Here is a 20,202-nt window from a genome sequence, read left to right as displayed (position 1 = left end):
TATAATTTAAGAATCATAGAAAGGATGTGGAGAAATGTCAATATTTAACGAGAGCTCAAAAGTAATCGTAATTGGCGATAGAGACGGTATTCCAGGCCCAGCCATGGAAGAATGCATAAAGACCACACCTGCAGAAGTGGTATTTTCAGCAACAGAATGTTTTGTCTGAACGGCTGCAGGAGCAATGGATCTTGAGAATCAAAAGAGGGTAAAAGACCTGACTGAGAAATACGGAGCGGAGAACGTTGTAGTATTAATCGGTGGAGCAGAAGCTGAATCAGCAGGATTAGCTGCAGAGACAGTAACAGCAGGAGACCCTACATTCGCAGGACCATTGGCAGGAGTTCCGTTGGGACTTAAGGTATACCATGCAGTAGAGGCAGAATTTAAAGAGTCAGTAGATGCAGATGTATATGAAGACCAGATCGGCATGATGGAAATGGTGCTTGATGTGGATGCAATAGTGGAAGAAGTCGCTTCAATGAGAAAAGAGTACGGCAAATACTAAAACAATCAAAAATAGAATATAAATAATAGGAAAGGATGTGGCAATATGTCAATATTTAACGAGAGCTCAAAAGTAATCGTAATTGGCGATAGAGACGGTATTCCAGGCCCAGCCATGGAAGAATGCATAAAGACCACACCTGCAGAAGTGGTATTTTCAGCAACAGAATGTTTTGTCTGAACGGCTGCAGGAGCAATGGATCTTGAGAATCAAAAGAGGGTAAAAGACCTGACTGAGAAATACGGAGCGGAGAACGTTGTAGTATTAATCGGTGGAGCAGAAGCTGAATCAGCAGGATTAGCTGCAGAGACAGTAACAGCAGGAGACCCTACATTCGCAGGACCATTGGCAGGAGTTCCGTTGGGACTTAAGGTATACCACGCAGTAGAGGCAGAATTTAAAGAGTCAGTAGATGCAGACGTATATGATGACCAGATCGGCATGATGGAAATGGTGCTTGATGTGGATGCAATAGTGGAAGAAGTGGCTTCAATGAGAAAAGAGCATGGCAAATACTAAACTCCTAAAGAATAAAGGAGAGGAGGGAATATTATGGCGAAAATTAGAATCGTACACTATATAAACCAATTCTTTGCTGGTATTGGTGGTGAAGAAAAGGCTGACATAAAGCCAGAGGTCAGAGAAGGCGCTGTAGGACCTGGTATGGCAATACAGGCTGGATTTGGTGGAGAGGCTGAGATTGTAGCTACAGTAATCTGTGGAGACAGTTACTTTGGCGAGAATATTGAAGAAGCAAAAAAAGAAGTACTCCAAATGATCAAAGGATATAGCCCTGATTTATTTATTGCAGGACCAGCTTTCAACGCTGGAAGATATGGCGTTGCATGTGGAACAATTACTGAAGCTGTTCAAAATGAGTTGAATATTCCTGCTCTTACAGGGATGTATATCGAAAATCCTGGAGCAGATATGTACAAAAAATCAGTGTATGTTGTAGAAACAAAGAATAGTGCAGCTGGTATGAAAGATGCAGTTGCAAAGATGATTCCACTTGCCAAAAAACTTCTAGGTGGTGAAGAGATTGGTTCCCCTTCAGAAGATGGTTATATAGAGAGAGGAATCAGAAAGAACTACTTTACTGAAAAAAGAGGGTCAGAAAGAGCTGTCGACATGCTTCTTAAGAAGCTGAAAGGCGAGGAGTTTACAACTGAGTATCCAATGCCTAATTTTGACAGAGTTGATCCTAACCCAGCAATTAAAGACATTACAAAAGCCAAGATAGCTCTTGTAACATCAGGTGGAATTGTACCTAAGGGTAATCCTGACCACATTGAGTCATCTTCAGCTTCAAAATACGGCAAGTATGATATTGACGAAGTAACAGACTTGACCAAAGAGTCACATGAAACAGCTCATGGTGGATTTGATCCTGTTTATTGCAATGATGATTCTGACAGGGTGCTACCAGTAGATGTTCTTAGAGATCTTGAAAAAGAAGGTAAAATAGGCGAACTACACAGATATTTTTACTCTACAGTGGGAAATGGTACTTCAGTAGGAAGCTCCAAAAAATTTGCTGAAGAGTTTAGCAAAGAACTGATTGCAGAAGGAGTGGATGCAGTTATTCTTACCTCAACCTGAGGTACCTGTACACGTTGCGGTGCAACGATGGTTAAGGAAATTGAAAGAGCTGGCATTCCAGTAGTTCACATCTGTACGGTAGTTCCAATATCATTGACTGTAGGAGCAAACAGAATAGTTCCTGCAATAGCTATCCCTCATCCACTTGGTAACCCTTCAATGGATAAGGATGAAGAAAAAGCGCTAAGAAGAAAAATTGTTGAAAAGTCTTTAGTGGCACTTGAGACAGAAGTTACTGGACAGACAGTATTTGACAAATAATAAAAGACTACAAATGGGTGATAGTAAATACTACACCCATTTGTAAAATCTATTTTTAATGGAGGTGACTCGTTTGAGTTATTCAGTAGTAAAGGGAACAAGCTATGTTCTTGTGCACGCACCGGATATGGTACTTCACAATGGAACAACACAGACTATGGAAAGAGATAAAAATCCAGAATCAGAATATCTTAAGAAATTGCCAAACAGTCTTAGAAGTTTTGATGAGGCTGTAAACTACCTGCCAAACCAGGTATATATAGGAAACAACAAACCAGAAGATCTTAGAAAGCATCCTCAGCCATGGGTCGGTAAAGAGGTTGAAGGCTCATCAAAAGACGGTAAGCTTGGAGAAATAATGCCTCAGGATGAGTTTATCGGACTGATTAAGATAGTTGATGCATTTGAGCTTGTAAAGCTGACAAAAGATTTCACAAAAGATGTTAAGAAAAAATTAAATAATCATCCGTTGGTAAGTGATGAGCTTGTATCAAAGCTTAAAGAAGGTGAAGAAATTGATGAGATTAAAAAGCTTATTGATGAGCAGGGAGCAGAGCCTGTTTATATGAACAACCTAGTGATTGGATGTATCAAGAGAGCACATGATGTTGATGTAAACCTTAATGCTCACGTAATTTTTGAAAATCTTGTATCCAAAGCTTCGGGAGTACTTGCAGCACTTCATCTACTTGATAAGACAGACATTAATCCTGAGGATATTGAGTATGTACTGGAGTGTTCTGAAGAAGCTTGTGGAGACATGAACCAACGAGGTGGAGGAAACTTTGCAAAAGCCATTGCTGAAGTTGCGGGGCTACTCAAGGCTTCCGGATCAGATATAAGAGGTTTTTGTGCGGCTCCTACACATGCTATGATCTCAGCTGCATCACTGGTTAAAGCCGGAACGTTTAAGAACGTTCTGATAGTTTCAGGTGGATCAACAGCTAAGCTTGGGATGAATGGAAAGGACCATGTTAAAAAAGAACTGCCTATTCTTGAAGATGTTATCGGGGGATTTGCAGTGCTTGTAAGTGAAAATGACGGTACAAGTCCTATTTTAAGAACGGATTTGGTAGGAAGACACACTGTGGGTACCGGTTCATCACCACAGGCAGTAATAACCTCGCTTGTAACTGAACCACTTGATAGAGGTGGATTAAAAATAACTGACATTGACAAGTATTCAGTTGAAATGCAGAATCCTGATGTAACAAAGCCTGCAGGGGCTGGAGATGTACCAAATGCAAACTATAAAATGATCGCGGCCCTTGGAGTAAAAAGAGGCGAACTTGAGAGAACTGCTCTTAATGACTTTATTGTAGAGCATGGAATGGAAGGATGGGCTCCTACGCAGGGTCATATACCTTCAGGAGTTCCTTTTGTAGGTTTTGCAAAGGAAGATATTGAGTCAGGAAAGATTAAGAATGCTATGATTATAGGAAAAGGAAGTCTTTTCCTTGGAAGAATGACAAACCAGTTCGATGGAGTTTCAATAGTAATGGAGAAAAATCCTGGAGTAGTGGAGGAAAGCAAAGGCGTTTCTGAGCAAGAGGTCAGAGGTCTTGTAGCAGAAGCTATGAGAGATTTTGCTTCACATCTCCTTCAAGGTTAGAGGTGATATGATGTCTGAAAACAATGTAAAAGCCATGATTGGCAAAGTATTCAACGACATTGCCGACGCTATGGAAACAGGCCAGTTCGGTCAGAGGGTCAGAGTTGGAATTACTACCCTTGGAAGCGAGCTTGGCATTGAAAACATGGTAAAAGGTGCTGAGCTTGCACAGCAAAGAGATAGCACTGTGGAGGTCGTTCTTATTGGACCTAAGGTTGACTCTGACCTTACGCAGGTAGTCGTTGAAACAGAAGAAGAAGGTTACAAAACAATGGAGAAAATGCTGGACGAAGGTGAGCTTGGAGGCTGCGTTACACTTCATTACAGCTTCCCGATTGGGGTTTCCACCGTTGGTAGAGTAGTGACACCAGGAAGAGGCAGGGAAATGTTTGTAGCAACTACAACTGGAACTTCCTCTTCACATAGAGTCGAAGCTATGGTTAAGAACGGAGTATTTGGTATCATTTCCGCGAAAGCAATGGGAGTAAAGAATCCTACTCTTGGAATTCTTAACGTAGATGGTGCAAGACAGGTAGAAAGAGCATTTAAGGAGCTTATAGCCAATGGATACAGTTTGAACTTCACTGAATCTGCAAGAGCTGATGGTGGAGCTGTAATGAGAGGGAACGACCTGCTTGCAGGCACACCAGATGTTATGGTTTCTGATACTCTTACAGGAAATATCCTTATGAAGATGTTTTCATCTTTTACAACAGGTGGTAGCTACGAGTCACAAGGCTTTGGCTACGGACCTGGAATTGGTGAGAATTACGACCGACTTATCCTGATTCTTTCAAGAGCATCAGGATCACCGGTTGTTGCCAATGCTATAAGTTATGCAGGTGATTTGGTAAAAGGAGAAGTAAATTCTGTTGCAAAGAGAGAATTTGAAGAAGTGAACAAAGCAGGTTTCAAAGAAATTCTTGCAGCACTGACCAAGGAAACCAAGAAGGAAACCAGCGATGAGAAAGTTTTGGCACCGGAAAAGGAACCAGTTACCGGTACAATCGACGGAATTGATATTATGGAGCTTGACGATGCAGTAGAGATTCTTTGGAAAAACAAAGTATATGCTGAGTCAGGAATGGGCTGCACAGGACCAATTGTTATGGTCAATGAAGCTAAATTAAATGAAGCGTTGATGATCCTTTCAAAAGCAGGATATGATGTTGGTGAAGCAGATCCTTGCTAACTATTAACCCCGGAAAATTCCGGGGTTTTTTTCTGTTTAAGTAAATCTAGAATCTTAAGCTAAACAAATGAACTATTTGAATAATAATTTTACACTATCAAATAAGGTTGTCGAATTGTTAATGCTTCCTGATTCTGATATAATCATAGTTAGGTAATAAGAAAAGGAGGTGGGACATTTGAGGTTGAATTATGACTTAACTCTGGAACAAAGCCAGAAACTGATTATGACGCCAGAGCTTAGGCAGGCTATACAATTACTCCAGTATACAAGTCTTGAACTGAATAGTTATCTGAAAAAAGAGATGGAAGAAAATCCACTTCTTGAACTTGAAGCACCTTTAGAAGATAATCAGAGCATGGAAACACTAAAGGAAGAGAAGGACATCGACTGGAAGGAATTTCTTGAAAGCTATGATGATATAAGCTACAGATCAGAAGTCGATAGAAATAAAAAGGAATACTCCTTTGAAAATTTTGTGTCCTATACACCGTCCTTGAAAGATTTCTTAATTGAACAGCTGAATATGATAAGTCTTGGTGTAGCTGAATACAGGATAGCAGATTATATAATTCAAAATATAAATTCAAATGGATATTTGGATGCTTCAATTAGTGACATGGCATCCCAGCTGGAGGTTTCAGAAGAGGAAGTAGAAGTAGTTCTTGCTGTAATACAGGTTTTTGAACCCTACGGTGTAGGAGCAAGAAGTCTTAAAGAATGTCTACTTATCCAAATTAGAGAGGAAAAGGATTATCTTCTGAAAAGAATTATCAATGATCATTTGGAGGATATAGCATCCAACAAAATTGGTAAAATTGCAAAAGAACTTGAAGTTTCAACTGAAAAAGTCCAGGAATATGTGGATGCCATAAGGTGTCTGGAACCAAAGCCAGGCAGGACATTCAGGGGCGATGGAGAAGATACAAGATATATAACTCCTGACGCATCCATAGAAGAAATAGACGGAGAGTATGTAATATTTATAAACGATGTTACCGGACCTAGACTTAGTATAAACAAATATTATAGGAGTCTTTTAAAAGATGGAGGGGATACTGAGACCACAGAGTTTTTACAGGATAAACTTAACTCCGCAATGTGGCTTATAAAAAGCATAGAACAGAGAAGACAGACCCTATACAAGGTTGTGGAGTCAATCCTCAAGTATCAGAAGGAATTTCTGATACATGGTGAGAAAAGGCTTGTACCATTAACGCTTAAGGATGTGGCAGAAGATATCCAGATGCACGAGTCTACAATTTCCAGAGCGACAAACGGCAAATACGTTCAGACACCAAGAGGAGTATTTGAACTTAAGTATTTTTTCACCACAGGACTTTCAGGAGAATCAGGAGAAGTTTCAGCAACCAGTGTAAAATCAATAATAAAGGGTATAATCGATACCGAAGACCAAAAAAAACCTCTTAGCGACCAGCATATATCCAATATACTCAAGGAGAGAGGTATGGAAGTCTCGAGAAGAACAATTGCAAAATACAGGGATGAGCTTAAGATTCCATCGTCATCCCGAAGAAGAAGGTATTGAATATCAGAGATGGCTTGAAAAAAAGCTGTCTCTGGTATATAATTAGCTTATAGGATATTTTTTTATTCTATGCGGGACAAAAAAACAAATACTGGGATATAAAGTGTCCAACGGAGGTGATGATATAGATCTTCTAAAACTAATCGGCAAGCTTTCCCCTGAATGTTTCCAGACAATTGAAAGAAGATACACAATTCTAAGAGCGGTTGAGTTTAGACAGCCTGTAGGAAGAAGAGCACTTTCGATTGAGCTGGGCATGAAGGAAAGAACCATCAGGTCAGAGGTTGAGAAACTACGAGAGCTTAAATTATTAAACACTGACAATATGGGTATGTATGTTACAGACGAAGGCAAGGAGCTTCTTAATCAGTTGGGTGATATATACCAGAGCATCAGAGGAATACCTAATCTAAGGAAAAAGCTTCAGGAAATTCTGGAGATTAAGAACATAATAATAGTTCCTGGTGACTCTGGAGCCAATGATTTGGTTCTACAGGAAATGGGAAGAAGTGCTTCAAGACGTTTGATTGCAACTATAGTAGGAAATGACATAGTTGGAGTTACAGGCGGAAGTACAATGGCAGCTTTTTCAGATCAGGTAATCTCAGAAACAACATTCCCAAATGTTACTGTTATCCCTGCAAGGGGAGGACTTGGAAAGGAACTTATGACTCAGGCAAATTCAGTAGCAGCAAAAGTTGGAAAAAGTCTTGGGGCCATGTACAGGTTGCTTTATATACCCGATGGTCTTGAAAGAGAGGCTTTGGAAGCTTTACAGGCAAACGATGAAATCAGGCAGTCTCTCCAGCTTATAAATAAAATGAGGATTCTTGTTTTTGGAATTGGCAGAGCTGATACACTGGCAAGCAGAAGGAGTCTTTCTGAAGAAAGAATAATTCATTTAATGGAAAATGGAGCTGTTGCAGAGGCATTTGGTCACTATTTTGACATCGAAGGAAACGACATTTGGGAATACAAGACAGTCGGATTATCCCTCGAAAGATACAAAGAGATACCCCAGGTAATTGGAGTTGCTGGTGGTGCAGATAAAGCTGAGGCAATAATTGCAATATCATCAATCAGAAAGGATATAACTCTGATTGTAGATGAGGCAGTGGGAAATAAAATAGTAGAGATATTAAATTAATCAAGGAGGAATTTTTATGACGTTAAAAGTAGGATTAAGTGGATTTGGTAGAATCGGGAGAGATGTATTCAGAATATGGGCAGAAAACAATGTAGAGGAATTTGACATTGTGGCCATAAACGCATCTGGTAAAATCGAGGATTTGGCACATCTTTTCAAGTATGACAGCATTTATGGAAAGTTCGAGGGAACAATTGACACATACGAGGAAGGATTTATTGTAAACGGTAAGAAGATTCCAGTAATAGCTTTCAGAGATCCATCAGAACTACCTTGGAAAGAAATGGGAGTTGACGTGGCAATAGACTCAACAGGAGCTTTCAGGGACAGAGAGGGTCTGCAGAAGCATCTTGATGCAGGGGCAAAAAAAGTAATCGTTACAGCACCTGCAAAGGGTGAAGACATAACTATTGTACTTGGAGTAAACGAGGACAAATACGATACTGAAAATCACAATATAATTTCGAATGCTTCATGTACAACAAACTGCCTTGCACCTGTAGCAAAGGTAATTCTTGATAAGCTTGGAATCAAGAAGGGGTTAATGACAACCATTCATGCTTATACAAACGATCAAATGATTCACGACAAGAGACATAAGGATATGAGAAGAGCTAGAGCAGCCTCGGAGAATATCATTCCAACCACAACTGGAGCAGCAAAAGCGGTTGCATTGGTATTACCTGAACTAAAAGGAAAAATGAACGGTTTCTCAGTAAGAGTACCTGTTCCAACAGTATCACTTGTGGATGCTGTATTTGAAGTTGACAATCCAACAACAGTGGAAGAAGTAAACAAGATTTTGAAGGAAGCAAGTGAAGGCGATCTTAAAGGTATAATGGGTTTCTCAGAGGAGCCTCTTGTATCAAGAGACTTTATAGGCGATGAAAGATCATCAATAGTTGATGCCGATTCAACAATGGTAATAGACAATATGGTAAAAGTTGTATCATGGTATGACAACGAATGGGGTTACTCAGCCAGAGTTGTTGACTTGACTAGACTTGTAGCTAACAAATGGTAGTAACTATGTCGGGTCTTTTGACCCGGCATATCAATTGTGACAAACATTAGAAAAGAAGGTGAATTTATTGTTGAATAAAAAAACATTAAAGGATATGGATGTAAAAGGAAAAAAGGTTCTTGTAAGAGTCGATTATAATGTACCTATGAATTCTGATGGAGATATAACTGATGATATAAGGATCAGGAGTTCGCTGCCAACTGTGGAGTACTTGCTTGAAAATGGTGCTGCAGTAATTCTGATGTCACATCTTGGTAGACCTAAGGGAGAGCCAAAAAAGGAGTTTTCACTGTTTCCTGTGGCCAACAAACTATCTCAGCTACTGAAGAGAGAAGTGGTGTTTTCAGATGATGACAATGTAGTTTCCGAAAAGGTAAGAGAAATGGCAGCCGGACTAAAATCTGGGGATGTAATGCTACTTCAGAATACAAGATTTAGAAAAGAAGAGGAAAAGAATGTGGAAAGCTTTGCAAAGGAACTTGCTTCTCTTGCAGAGTTGTATATAAATGATGCCTTTGGAACATCTCACAGAGCTCATGCATCAAATGTAGGTGTGTCAAATCATCTTCCATCAGCATTGGGATTTCTTGTTGAAAAAGAAGTTTCAATTATGGGGAAGGCACTTGATGATCCTGAAAGACCATTTGTTGCAATACTTGGAGGTGCAAAGGTTTCAGACAAGATAGGCGTAATCGAGAATCTTCTTACCAAAGTTAATGCGATAATTATTGGTGGAGGAATGGCGTTTACATTCCTTAGGGCAAAAGGTTACGAAGTAGGAAAATCACTTCTTGAAGATGATAAGGTTGACCTTGCCAAGGAACTTATCAATAAGGCCAAGGAAAGTGGAGTTGCCTTGGTTCTACCGGTGGATGTAGTGGTGGCAGACGAGTTTAAGAATGATACTAATTTCAAAACTGTTCCAGCAGATAAGATTCCAGAAGATATGATGGGACTTGATATTGGACAGGAGACAATTGATTTATTTGAAAGTGTAATAAAGGAAGCCAAAACCGTAGTATGGAACGGTCCCATGGGAGTGTTCGAAATGGATAACTTCAACAAGGGAACATATGCAATAGCAAGAGCCATGGTAGAATCAGGTGCCCTTACAATTGTTGGTGGTGGAGATTCAGCATCAGCTGTTGAAAAGGCTGGGTTGGCAGATAAAATTACTCACGTTTCAACAGGAGGCGGAGCATCTCTTGAGTTGCTTGAAGGGAAAGTACTACCTGGAATAGATGCAATTAGTGAATAAGGAGGCAGTCTATTGAGAAAGCCAATAATAGCAGGTAACTGGAAGATGAACAAGACAATATCTGAGGCTGAGCAGTTAATCGATGAAATAAAGAATCAAAAATTAAATGAGTCTGTAGAAGCAGTACTTTGTGTTCCATATCTTTCATTGGCAAAAGCCAAGGAAATGACCAAGTATACAAATATCAATATAGGAGCACAGAACATGCACTGGGAGGAAAGTGGAGCATTTACAGGTGAAGTTTCACCGACTATGCTAAATGAAGTACAGGTGGATTATGTAATAATCGGGCATTCCGAGAGAAGACAGTATTTTAACGAAACAGATGAAACCGTCAATAAAAAGGTACTTTCAGCGATATATCATGGATTGGCACCAATTATCTGTGTAGGTGAGACTCTTGAACAACGAGAAGAGAATATTCATACCTCACTTGTGGCAGAGCAGATTAAAGCTGCATTTAGCAATGTTTCTAATGAAGATGCAACTAAGACAGTTGTTGCCTATGAACCGATCTGGGCCATTGGCACAGGAAAAACTGCATCCAGTGAACAAGCAGAAGAAATGTGTGCTTTAATAAGAAATACCATTAAGGCGCTGTATGGTAAAGAGACAGCCGAGTCAATCAGAATTCAGTATGGTGGTAGCGTCAAGCCTGGTAATGTCTCAGAGCTTATGTCCATGGAAAATATAGACGGAGCACTTGTAGGTGGAGCAAGCCTCAAGTCCTCAGATTTTGTAAAGCTAATTAATTATTGATCGGAGGAAACAAATGTCAAAAATACCAGTAATGCTTATGGTACTGGATGGTTTCGGTCTAGGTGAGGATTATCCCGGCAATGCAGTAGCACTTGCTGAAAAACCAAACTTTGATATAATCATGTCCCAGTATCCAAATACAACATTGACGGCGAGTGGGATAAAAGTCGGCTTGCCTGAAGGACAAATGGGAAACTCAGAAGTAGGGCATCTTAACATAGGTGCAGGAAGAATTGTATATCAGGAGTTGACCAGAATTACCAAGGAAATTAAAGAAGGTGGATTTTTCAGAAAGCAGGAGTTCCTGGATGCCATCAAAAATGCTAAGGACAATAATTCAGCAGTTCATTTGATGGGTCTTCTTTCTGATGGTGGAGTTCACAGCCACAACACTCATCTATATGCGCTTCTCGAGCTTATGAAGCAACACAATGTGGATAAGGTCTACGTCCATGTAATACTGGATGGTAGGGATGTGCCTCCCACTGTGGGAAGTCAGCATGTCACGGAACTCCAAGATAAAAACAAAGAGCTTGGAGTTGGCGAAATAGCAACTGTTTCAGGAAGATACTATACTATGGATAGAGACAAAAGATGGGAAAGAACCCAGCTTGGATACGATGCAATGGTTCTTGGCGAAGGTGAAAAAGCGGAGGATCCAGTAAAAGCAGTTGAAGAGTCTTACAAAAAAGACATAAATGATGAATTTATGATGCCTACTGTAATAACAAAGGATGGAAAACCGATTGCAACAATAGAAGATAATGACTCCCTTATTTTTTTTAATTTCAGACCAGACAGGGCAAGACAAATAACCAGAGCTATTGTTGATGAGGACTTTGATGGATTTGAAAGAAAGAAGCGAGTAAACACTTATTATGTCACTATGACAGAATACGACAAGACAATCAGAAATGTTCATGTCGTATATACAAATGAAGACCTTAAGAACACTTTAGGTGAGTATGTAAGTAAAAATGGAAAAACTCAGCTAAGGATAGCAGAAACTGAAAAATATGCACATGTCACCTTTTTCTTCAATGGTGGAAGGGAAGAGCCATTTGAAGGTGAGGACAGAGTTATGGTGCCTTCGCCAAAGGTGGCAACCTATGACCTTCAACCTGAAATGAGTGCATATCAGGTAAAGGATGAGGTTATTGAAAAAATTAAATCAGATAAATACGACCTTATTATCCTAAACTTTGCAAATCCAGACATGGTTGGACACACAGGAGTAATTCCGGCAGCTGTCAAGGCTGTTGAAACGGTTGACAAGTGTATGGGTGAAATTGTTCTCCTGATGGAGGAAATAGGTGGCAAGATACTTGTGACTGCTGATCACGGGAATGCTGAGTCCATGATAGACAGTGAATCAGGAGGAATTGTCACATCGCACACAAGCAATAAGGTTCCATTGATACTTGTAGGAGAAAAGGATGTAACCTTGAGAGAAGGAATCTTGGCCGATCTTGCACCGACAATCCTTGATCTTATGGGTTTGGAAAAGCCAGATGAAATGACTGGAACGTCATTGATTGAAAAATAATAAAACTAAGAAATGGAGTGATTTAGATGAGTTTGATTACTGATATTTATGCTAGAGAGGTACTTGATTCAAGGGGAAATCCAACCGTTGAGGTAGAGGTTTGGACTGAGTTGGAAGCATTTGGTAGAGCAATGGTTCCATCGGGAGCATCAACTGGTATCTATGAGGCAGTGGAACTTAGAGATATGGATAAATCAAGATATCTTGGAAAAGGTGTATTAAAAGCTGTTGAAAACGTCAACGACATAATCGCCGATGAAATAATTGGAATGGAAGTCTTCGATCAGGTAATGATAGACAAGATTCTTATTGAAATTGATGGAACAGAGAATAAAGGCAAGCTTGGAGCCAATGCCATTTTGGCAGTTTCAATGGCAGTTGCAAGAGCAGCAGCCAACGAATTGGGTATGCCACTATATCAGTATATCGGAGGAGTCAACGGAAAAACGCTTCCTGTTCCAATGATGAACATTCTAAATGGTGGAGAGCATGCAGACAACAATGTTGATATTCAGGAATTTATGGTTATGCCAATTGGAGCAGAGAATTTCAAGGAAGGCCTTAGAATGGGTACAGAAATTTTCCATAATTTGAAGGCGGTATTAAAAGCTAGAGGTATGAGTACTTCTGTAGGAGATGAGGGAGGTTTTGCACCGAATCTTTCCAGTAATGAGGAAGCACTTGTTACAATAATGGAAGCAATTGAAAAAGCTGGATACAAGCCTGGTGAGGATGTTGTTCTTGCATTGGATGTAGCTGCCAGTGGAATGTTTGATGAAGATAAGAAAACATATAATCTTAAGGGCGAAGGCAGAGAAATGACTATCGAAGAAATGGTGGATTACTACGCAGATCTATGTGACAAGTATCCAATCATTTCAATTGAAGATGGACTGGGAGAAGACGACTGGGATGGATGGAAGCTTCTAACAGATAGACTAGGAAAGAAAATCCAGATTGTTGGAGACGACCTGTTTGTAACCAATACTGAGAGACTTCAGAGAGGAATTGATATGGGAGTTGCAAATTCAATCCTTATCAAACTTAACCAGATAGGTACAATCACTGAAACTCTTGATGCAATTGAATTGGCAAAGACAAATGGATATACTGCAGTAATATCACACAGATCAGGTGAAACAGAAGATTCAACAATTGCAGATCTTGCAGTAGCTACAAATGCAGGTCAGATAAAAACAGGTGCACCATCAAGAACAGACAGGGTTGCTAAATACAACCAGTTGGTCAGAATTGAGGATGGACTTGGAGAAATGTCAGTTTATAAAGGCTTGAAAACCTTCTATAACCTAAAGAAATAGATTATTGACATTCACAATATAAAAGAGTAAAATAAACGCATATGCAAACTATTTGCATTTGCGTTTTATTTTTTTGTCTTTGGGTATCAAAGACAAAGAATGAGTAAATATCTAATAACCAAGAGAAATGGAAACTACGGAGGTATGGTATGAAAAGAAAAGAAATGATTTTTTTAATAGTGATAATGATATTCGGAACAGTCTTGTCAGGTTGTAGAACAAAAGAACCAGCACGACCAACAGATGACTCTCCTCAAGTTGAGATGCCAGATGAGGATACAAGTGAAAATGATAGAATCTCAATAGTTGCAACACTTTTTCCGCAGTATGATTTTGCAAGAACAATCGGTGGCGTACATGTGGATGTAAGGTATCTATTGCCAACAGGTACAGAAGCCCATTCATACGAACCCACTCCACAGGATATGGTTGCACTTTTAAATGCGGATGTTTTTCTTTATACAGGAGAGCTTATGGAACCTTGGACTGTTAACATTGTATCAAACTTGGAAGATGAGGATGTAATGATAGTTGACTTAAGCCAGGATATTTCACTCCTTACCAATGAAGATCATGACCATGAACACGATGATGAAGATGAGCACGATGATGAAGAGGAGGTTTACGACCCTCACTACTGGACAGACCCTAATATGGCAATAATAATGGTCAATAGAATAACAGAGTCTCTAGTGGAAATTGATCCTGAAAACAGAGATGAATATCAGGAAAACGGAGATAAGCTAAAGGCAGACCTCAAAGAGCTGGATGATGATATAAGAGAAGCATTGGCTAAGACAAAATCCAAGACCATTCTTTCAGGAGGCCATTTTGCGTTCGGATACTTTGCTAAACAATACGGACTCGAGCATATGTCGCCCTACACAGGTTTCTCACCAAATGCAGAGCCAACTCCTCAAAGAATAACTGCCTTGATAAACACCATAAATGAAACTGGAGCAATGGCGATATTTCATGAGGAACTTATTGACCCAAAGGTAGCACAAGTAATTGTAGAGGAAACTGGGGTAAAGATGTTGCTACTGCATGGGGCGCACAATATTTCAAAGGAGGAGCTGGACTCCGGCAAGACATATATCGAAATCATGTATGATAATCTTGAAAATTTGAAAGAGGGATTGGGATATGAAGAATAAACTAATTGAGGTTGAGAATCTTTCTGTATATTATGGACAGCATCAAGTACTAAAAGACGTATCCTTCGTTATTGAGGAAGGGGACTATGTTGGTCTTGTGGGAGCAAATGGATCAGGCAAGACTACCCTTGTTAAGGCGATTCTTGGATTGATTCCCGTCACAAAGGGGAGTATAACTTATCACGGATCAGGCGGTGTCCATAAGGGAGTAGGTTATCTTCCGCAGGTAGCAGTTACAGGAAATACATTGTTTCCAGGAGAAGTACATGAGATAGTAGCTGTTGGACTACTTGGGAAGAAAAAATTCCCGAAGAGGATTACTGCAGATGACAACAAGATAATAGATGAAATTTTAAGAAGGTTAGATATATATCACCTAAAGCATAATAAGATTGGCGATCTTTCAGGTGGTCAGCAGCAGAGAGTTCTCCTTGCACGAGCAATGGTAAGCAATCCAAGACTACTGATTCTGGATGAGCCCACTAGTGCTTTGGACCCAAAGGTACGAACAGAGTTTTTCAGCCTTATTAGAAAGATAAATGAGGAAGAAGGAACAAGCATAATACTTGTTTCCCACGACTTAAGCAGCATCAAGAAATGTTCTTCAAAGATAATGCTATTGGATCGAGAGTTACTTTATTTTGGTAGCACTGAAGATTTCAATATGAATGTTAACTTTGTGGAGGGCATTCACGATCACCATAATAAAGAGGCGGTGAACTGATGGGTACGATGGATTTGATAAAAGAAGCAATGGGACTCGCATTTATGCAGAGGGCAATGATAGTAGGAACTGCAATAGCTTTAAGCAGTGCTCTTTTGGGAATTTTTCTGGTACTCAAGAAATACTCAATGATAGGAGATGGACTTGCACATGTTAGTTTCGCAACAGTTGCAATAGCTCTCCTTTTGGGAGCATCACCATTGTTGGTTTCAATCCCTATTGTAACAATTGCATCTATTTTTATAATGCAGCTAAATGAAAAAGCAGGAATCCATGGCGATGCAGCAATAGGTCTTGTGTCTTCCTTCTCAGTTGCGCTTGGTGTACTTATATCAAGTGTTGCCGGGGGGTTCAATGTTGATCTTTTCAGCTACTTGTTTGGTAGTATATTGGCTATCAAACCGACAGACATGTATTTATCGATTCTTCTAGCTTCAATAATAATTGTACTGATTGTATTATTCTACCACGATTTGTTTGCAGTGACCCATGATGAATCCTTTGCAAGTGTGATAGGAATTGGAACGAAACGAATGAATTATTTAATAGCAACCTTGACGTCAATAACTATTGTTCTGGGGATCAGAGTTGTTGGAACAATGCTTATTTCAAGCATGATAGTGTTTCCTACAGTAACTGCATTGCAGATATCCAGGAGTTTTAAGTCAACAATAATCATTTCAGCAATTATATCAATTATTGCAGTAATTACAGGAGTTATTGGATCATATATATTCAATTTCCCCTCAGGAGCAAGCATAGTAATGATAAATGCATTCTTGTTTCTTGTTTTCCTTGGAATGAAGAAGTTTGTCAGGATATGATCACTGGAGGTGTTTGGAATGAGCAGTGAAAAAATAAGAGAACTATTCAAATCAAGGGGTATAAAAAATACTCAGCAAAGGCAGCTGATATTCGATTTCCTAAGTAAAAAAAGTCAGCCTATAACTGCTGAAGAAATCTATATGGTATTATCAAAAAAAGAGAAGACAAGAATGAATCTCTCAACTGTTTACAGAGTATTGGATACATTTACAAAAAAAGGCCTTGTTCAAAAATCCAGTATAAACATTGAGGGAAAGTCTACCTATGAGATAAATCACATGGATCACAGACATCATCTGGTGTGTGTTAAGTGTAACAAGATAATTCCGATAAAGGGATGCCCACTTGAAGGTTATGAAAAATATCTGGGAGAAAGCACTGGATTTAAAATCATTGAGCATCACCTTGAAATCAAGGGAATATGCCCTGACTGTCAAAGGAAGTAAACTGTAAAAGATAATTATGGATAAACTCAAATTCCATTGCTTTTAATATTTGCCTATGTTAAAATGGTAATGTTATAGACTTGAATATTAAATATTTTTAAATGTACAGGAGGTGTAGGTATGACGACTTTGTTCTCAGTTTTAATGCTAATAGCTAGCATTATCCTTGTAGCGAGTATTCTTATGCAAGAAAGTAAATCAGAAGGATTGGGAGCCATCAGCGGTGGTGGTGCTGATTCAACGTTTGGAAAAAGCGTTGGAACAAGCCGACAGGCAATGCTTAGGAAGGTAACTATTGTGTCCGCAGTAGTATTTATGATTTCAGCTGTTGCTTTGGCAGCGATATAACAAGGAGGAAGATAAAATGAGTATTGCTTTATATGCCGCTCCAATCGTAGGAGTGGTTGCTTTGTTGTTTGCTTTGTACAAAGCATCATCTATTGATAAGGTTAGTCCTGGAAACGACAGGATGCAGGAAATCGCAGCATACATTCAGGAAGGTTCAATGGCATTCTTGTCAAGAATGTATAAAGCCCTGGGTGTTTTTATTGTCGTACTGTTTATAGTACTCGCACTTCTAATTGGTCTTACAACTGCCATCACTTTTATATTTGGAGCAGCATTTTCTATAATGGCAGGATTCTTCGGTATGAGGGTTGCAACAAAGGCTAACGTTAGAACAACTAATGCAGCAATGGAAAGTGGAATGACAAAGGCTCTAAACGTAGCATTCTCAGGTGGGTCAGTAATGGGAATGAGCGTTGTAGGACTTGGGCTTTTAGGTATTGGGGTATCATATATTGTTTTTAGAGATCCAGCAATAATAACCGGATTCGGATTAGGAGCATCATCAATCGCATTATTTGCAAGAGTTGGTGGCGGTATTTATACCAAGGCAGCAGATGTAGGAGCGGACCTTGTAGGTAAGGTCGAAGCTGGAATTCCAGAGGATGACCCGAGAAACCCTGCAGTAATCGCTGACAACGTTGGAGATAACGTGGGAGACGTAGCAGGAATGGGAGCAGACCTTTTCGAGTCATACGTTGGAGCAATAATATCAGCAGTTACACTTGGTCTAATTGCATACGGAGACAATGGAGTTTTCTTTGCTTTCGGTCTTGCAGCAGTTGGAATTCTTGCGTCAATTGTTGGGGTATTTTTTGTTAGAGGTGACGGAGACCCACAAAAATCACTTGATAAGGGAACTCTTGTAAGCTCACTTTTGACAATGGTAATTGGAGCAGTATTGAGTATTGTTATACTTGGAACATTTCAACCATTTATCGCAATCATTGCAGGTCTTGTAGTAGGACTAACAATCGCTAAGATCACTGAGTACTTTACATCAGCTGAGTATAGCCCTGTAAAGAGGATTGCGAAGGAATCTGAGACAGGAGCATCAACAAATATAATAGGTGGACTTTCAGTGGGGATGATGTCTACATCACTCCCAATAATTGTAATAGCAATAGGTATATTAGTTGCATACTATGCATCAGGTGGTGCAGCAGAGCCGGTAAAAGGACTTTACGGTATAGCTCTTGCGGCTGTAGGAATGCTTTCAACAGCAGGAATGACAATAGCCGTTGACGCTTACGGACCAATTGCAGACAATGCTGGTGGAATTGCAGAAATGTGTAAATTACCGGAAGATGTTAGAAAAATTACTGATAAGCTTGACTCAGTAGGTAATACAACTGCAGCAATAGGAAAAGGATTTGCAATCGGATCAGCAGCACTTACTGCTTTGGCTCTTTTCTCATCCTACACACAAGCTGTTCAACTTACAGCAATTGACCTTACAAAGCCAGTTGTTATTGCAGGACTTTTAATTGGTGGAATGCTACCATTCCTTTTCGCAGCACTTACAATGGATGCTGTTGGTAAGGCGGCTTTCAGTATGATTGAAGAAGTTAGAAGACAATTCAGAGATATACCTGGTATTATGGAGGGAACTACAACCCCTGAATATGCAACTTGTGTAGATATAAGTACCAAGGCAGCATTGAAGGAAATGATTATTCCAGGTCTGCTGGCAGTAATAGTACCTGTATTTGTAGGACTGCTACTTGGAGCAGAAGCTCTTGGAGGACTTTTGGCAGGAGCACTTGTAACAGGAGTACTTATGGCTATCTTTATGTCAAATGCCGGAGGAGCATGGGACAATGCCAAGAAGTACATTGAAGAAGGCAATCACGGTGGAAAAGGAAGCGAAGCTCATAAGGCTGCTGTAACTGGAGACACAGTTGGTGACCCATTCAAAGATACATCAGGTCCTTCATTGAATATCCTTATAAAACTTATGACAATTGTATCACTTGTATTTGCACAGTTGTTTGTACTATACGGTGGAATATTGTTCTAGATTTATAGCCCTCCTTATGGAGGGTTTTTTCTTGTCTTAAATACTGTATAAATCTTGCTGGATATGATATAATTTTAAGTTGTGACACAGAAAAAAATAAGGATGGAATAGAATGGAAAACAATCTTGAGATTGAAGGAATTATAATCAACTACATAAGAGCTGGTTCAGGTGATCCTGTACTTGTCCTTCACGGCTGGGGAGCTAGTATAGAAACAGTAATGCCTATTGTTAACACCTTAAAGGAAAATCATACTGTGTATGCTATGGATCTACCTGGTTTCGGGAAATCGGAGGAGCCAAAAGAGGTATTCGGTTCCTTTTGTTATGCAGATATTGTAAAAGAATTCATCGACATACTTATACCTGGAAAACTTTCGCTGGTAGGACATTCCTTCGGAGGAAAGCTATCCATAATCATTTCGTCAAAGTATCCTGAACTGATAAATAAGGTTGTGCTTATAGACAGTGCAGGCATTACACCTAAGAGGACATTAAAATATCACATCAGGGTTAAGAGCTTCAAGCTTCTTAAGAAATTATACAATACTCTTGCATTTTGGGAAAATAAAGAGAAGAGGATGGAGAAACTCTACAAGAGATTTGGTTCCGATGATTATCAGAACAGTTCAGGAGTAATGAGAAAAATTCTTGTAAGAGTTGTCAACGAAAACTTGAAGCCGATTCTCAGAGACATTAAAGCACCGACTTTGCTTATATGGGGCGACCAAGACGAGGATACACCGCTATATATGGCGGAAATAATGGAAAAGGAAATCAAGGATAGCGGTCTTGTAGTATTTGAAGGTGCAGGACATTACTCCTATCTGGATGACTACAATAGATTCATAAGAGTGATGGAAGCCTTTTTCAAACCTGAAGCCGAATAAGTATTTGGCAAATAAATTT

The 20,202-nt window shown here is 39.6% G+C and carries 19 protein-coding genes; all 19 read left to right on the top strand.

Annotated features, from left to right (window positions below; genetic code table 11):
* The first annotated feature begins 34 nt into the window (after nt 1-34).
* The 19 genes from grdA (ACOEN1_RS00205) (at nt 35) to ACOEN1_RS00115 (ending at nt 20,183) form a co-directional block, all read left to right on the top strand.
* A complete protein-coding gene (gene grdA / locus ACOEN1_RS00205; RefSeq protein WP_422484338.1) occupies nt 35-508 on the top strand; it encodes a glycine/sarcosine/betaine reductase complex selenoprotein A in 474 nt (157 codons plus the stop codon).
* Between the two features lie 45 nt (nt 509-553).
* Nucleotides 554-1,027, top strand: a complete 474-nt coding sequence (gene grdA / locus ACOEN1_RS00200) for a glycine/sarcosine/betaine reductase complex selenoprotein A (protein ID WP_422484336.1) — start codon at nt 554-556, stop codon at nt 1,025-1,027.
* A gap of 33 nt (nt 1,028-1,060) precedes the next feature.
* Nucleotides 1,061-2,371: a glycine reductase complex selenoprotein B gene (grdB, locus tag ACOEN1_RS00195; protein WP_422484334.1), complete on the top strand. Its 1,311-nt coding sequence runs from the start codon at nt 1,061-1,063 to the stop codon at nt 2,369-2,371.
* Between the two features lie 73 nt (nt 2,372-2,444).
* The gene (gene grdC / locus ACOEN1_RS00190) at nt 2,445-3,983 is read left to right on the top strand and encodes a glycine/sarcosine/betaine reductase complex component C subunit beta (protein WP_422484333.1); all 1,539 of its coding nucleotides are present in this window, start codon (nt 2,445-2,447) and stop codon (nt 3,981-3,983) included.
* Nucleotides 3,984-3,993: 10 nt separating this feature from the next.
* Nucleotides 3,994-5,175 (top strand): glycine/sarcosine/betaine reductase complex component C subunit alpha, encoded by a 1,182-nt coding sequence (grdD, locus tag ACOEN1_RS00185; protein WP_422484331.1) that lies wholly within the window; start codon nt 3,994-3,996, stop codon nt 5,173-5,175.
* A 178-nt stretch (nt 5,176-5,353) separates the two neighbouring features.
* Nucleotides 5,354-6,724 (top strand): RNA polymerase factor sigma-54, encoded by a 1,371-nt coding sequence (rpoN, locus tag ACOEN1_RS00180; protein ID WP_422484329.1) that lies wholly within the window; start codon nt 5,354-5,356, stop codon nt 6,722-6,724.
* 103 nt (nt 6,725-6,827) lie between these two features.
* Entirely contained in the window at nt 6,828-7,871 is a 1,044-nt protein-coding gene (locus ACOEN1_RS00175; protein ID WP_422484327.1) for a sugar-binding transcriptional regulator, read from the top strand.
* 16 nt (nt 7,872-7,887) lie between these two features.
* Nucleotides 7,888-8,895 carry a type I glyceraldehyde-3-phosphate dehydrogenase gene (gap, locus tag ACOEN1_RS00170; RefSeq protein ID WP_422484325.1) on the top strand — a complete coding sequence of 336 codons (1,008 nt, stop codon included), beginning with the start codon at nt 7,888-7,890 and terminating at the stop codon, nt 8,893-8,895.
* A 70-nt stretch (nt 8,896-8,965) separates the two neighbouring features.
* Nucleotides 8,966-10,153, top strand: coding sequence for a phosphoglycerate kinase (locus ACOEN1_RS00165; RefSeq protein WP_422484323.1), 1,188 nt, complete (start codon nt 8,966-8,968; stop codon nt 10,151-10,153).
* Nucleotides 10,154-10,165: 12 nt separating this feature from the next.
* Nucleotides 10,166-10,912 carry a triose-phosphate isomerase gene (tpiA, locus tag ACOEN1_RS00160; protein ID WP_422484321.1) on the top strand — a complete coding sequence of 249 codons (747 nt, stop codon included), beginning with the start codon at nt 10,166-10,168 and terminating at the stop codon, nt 10,910-10,912.
* Nucleotides 10,913-10,925: 13 nt separating this feature from the next.
* A complete protein-coding gene (gene gpmI / locus ACOEN1_RS00155) occupies nt 10,926-12,458 on the top strand; it encodes a 2,3-bisphosphoglycerate-independent phosphoglycerate mutase (protein WP_422484319.1) in 1,533 nt (510 codons plus the stop codon).
* Between the two features lie 26 nt (nt 12,459-12,484).
* A complete protein-coding gene (gene eno, locus ACOEN1_RS00150; protein ID WP_422484317.1) occupies nt 12,485-13,777 on the top strand; it encodes a phosphopyruvate hydratase in 1,293 nt (430 codons plus the stop codon).
* 149 nt (nt 13,778-13,926) lie between these two features.
* Complete coding sequence (locus ACOEN1_RS00145) at nt 13,927-14,934, top strand: metal ABC transporter substrate-binding protein (RefSeq protein ID WP_422484316.1); 1,008 nt, start codon at nt 13,927-13,929, stop codon at nt 14,932-14,934.
* Complete coding sequence (locus tag ACOEN1_RS00140; protein ID WP_422484315.1) at nt 14,924-15,658, top strand: metal ABC transporter ATP-binding protein; 735 nt, start codon at nt 14,924-14,926, stop codon at nt 15,656-15,658. Before ACOEN1_RS00145 ends, ACOEN1_RS00140 begins: the two co-directional genes overlap by 11 nt.
* Nucleotides 15,658-16,482: a metal ABC transporter permease gene (locus ACOEN1_RS00135; RefSeq protein ID WP_422484313.1), complete on the top strand. Its 825-nt coding sequence runs from the start codon at nt 15,658-15,660 to the stop codon at nt 16,480-16,482. Before ACOEN1_RS00140 ends, ACOEN1_RS00135 begins: the two co-directional genes overlap by 1 nt.
* 18 nt (nt 16,483-16,500) lie before the next feature.
* Complete coding sequence (locus ACOEN1_RS00130) at nt 16,501-16,929, top strand: Fur family transcriptional regulator (protein WP_422484312.1); 429 nt, start codon at nt 16,501-16,503, stop codon at nt 16,927-16,929.
* Nucleotides 16,930-17,049: 120 nt separating this feature from the next.
* Entirely contained in the window at nt 17,050-17,277 is a 228-nt protein-coding gene (gene secG / locus ACOEN1_RS00125; RefSeq protein ID WP_422484310.1) for a preprotein translocase subunit SecG, read from the top strand.
* Nucleotides 17,278-17,293: 16 nt separating this feature from the next.
* On the top strand, nt 17,294-19,294 hold the full coding sequence (locus ACOEN1_RS00120; RefSeq protein WP_422484308.1) for a sodium-translocating pyrophosphatase: 2,001 nt from the start codon (nt 17,294-17,296) through the stop codon (nt 19,292-19,294).
* 112 nt (nt 19,295-19,406) lie between these two features.
* Entirely contained in the window at nt 19,407-20,183 is a 777-nt protein-coding gene (locus tag ACOEN1_RS00115) for an alpha/beta fold hydrolase (protein ID WP_422484306.1), read from the top strand.
* The last annotated feature ends 19 nt before the right edge of the window (nt 20,184-20,202 follow it).

Origin of the sequence: Gudongella sp. DL1XJH-153 (genome assembly GCF_049310905.1) — a bacterium.
Lineage (GTDB): Bacteria > Bacillota > Clostridia > Tissierellales > Tissierellaceae > Gudongella.
Note: the sequence above shows the minus strand (reverse complement) of the source record. Positions and strands in the feature narration are given on the sequence as shown.

Bases quoted from the DNA above. Each gene is read 5' to 3' on its own strand.
- grdD (WP_422484331.1), top strand. From the start codon at position 3,994: ATGTCTGAAAACAATGTAAAAGCCATGATTGGCAAAGTATTCAACGAC.
- gap (WP_422484325.1), top strand. From the start codon at position 7,888: ATGACGTTAAAAGTAGGATTAAGTGGATTTGGTAGAATCGGGAGAGAT.
- gpmI (WP_422484319.1), top strand. From the start codon at position 10,926: ATGTCAAAAATACCAGTAATGCTTATGGTACTGGATGGTTTCGGTCTA.
- eno (WP_422484317.1), top strand. From the start codon at position 12,485: ATGAGTTTGATTACTGATATTTATGCTAGAGAGGTACTTGATTCAAGG.
- ACOEN1_RS00145 (WP_422484316.1), top strand. From the start codon at position 13,927: ATGAAAAGAAAAGAAATGATTTTTTTAATAGTGATAATGATATTCGGA.
- ACOEN1_RS00140 (WP_422484315.1), top strand. From the start codon at position 14,924: ATGAAGAATAAACTAATTGAGGTTGAGAATCTTTCTGTATATTATGGA.
- ACOEN1_RS00135 (WP_422484313.1), top strand. From the start codon at position 15,658: ATGGGTACGATGGATTTGATAAAAGAAGCAATGGGACTCGCATTTATG.
- ACOEN1_RS00130 (WP_422484312.1), top strand. From the start codon at position 16,501: ATGAGCAGTGAAAAAATAAGAGAACTATTCAAATCAAGGGGTATAAAA.
- secG (WP_422484310.1), top strand. From the start codon at position 17,050: ATGACGACTTTGTTCTCAGTTTTAATGCTAATAGCTAGCATTATCCTT.
- ACOEN1_RS00120 (WP_422484308.1), top strand. From the start codon at position 17,294: ATGAGTATTGCTTTATATGCCGCTCCAATCGTAGGAGTGGTTGCTTTG.
- ACOEN1_RS00115 (WP_422484306.1), top strand. From the start codon at position 19,407: ATGGAAAACAATCTTGAGATTGAAGGAATTATAATCAACTACATAAGA.